We start from the raw sequence: 469 nt of genomic DNA on the forward strand, positions 1-469 counted from the left end.
GCCAAAGGTCACATGCAAATTAACCAAGGCCGGGCCACGGTCAAAAGCAGCATTGGCAAGGCCGCTGTCGGCGTGGCCGCACTGGCCGTCCCGACCAAAGTCAGCGCCGATTACAACGCAATCATCCGTGACATCGCGATCAAGGCCGGGGTGGCCAATGCCCCGCAAGAACAACAGATGTCGCGCACCATCATCTCCACATCGCGCGACACCGGCTTGGCCCGCAACGAAGTGGCCAACGTGGTCAACGAACTAGTGGGTGCCGGCATGGACTTGGCCAAGGCGCTGGAATACGCGCCGGTGGCGGCCAAGTTCGTGGTGGGCCAAGGTTCGGGCAGTGCGGAAACGGCGAAGATGATCAACGCCCTAGGGCAAAACGCCAAGATCACTGACGCCAAGGAAATGCAGCAGGCACTGGAAGCCATCGCCTTTCAAGGTCAGGCAGGCAGCTTTGAAGCCAGCGACATGG

At 60.8% G+C, this 469-nt stretch carries 1 protein-coding gene; it reads left to right on the top strand.

What is annotated here, in order from left to right:
- A partial coding sequence (locus tag GHO32_RS26215; RefSeq protein WP_178113953.1) for a phage tail tape measure protein occupies positions 1-469 on the top strand: 469 nt, incomplete at both ends.

The sequence above is a fragment of the Pseudomonas sp. FSL R10-2189 genome (assembly GCF_009600325.1).
Taxonomy (GTDB): Bacteria; Pseudomonadota; Gammaproteobacteria; order Pseudomonadales; family Pseudomonadaceae; genus Aquipseudomonas; species Aquipseudomonas helleri.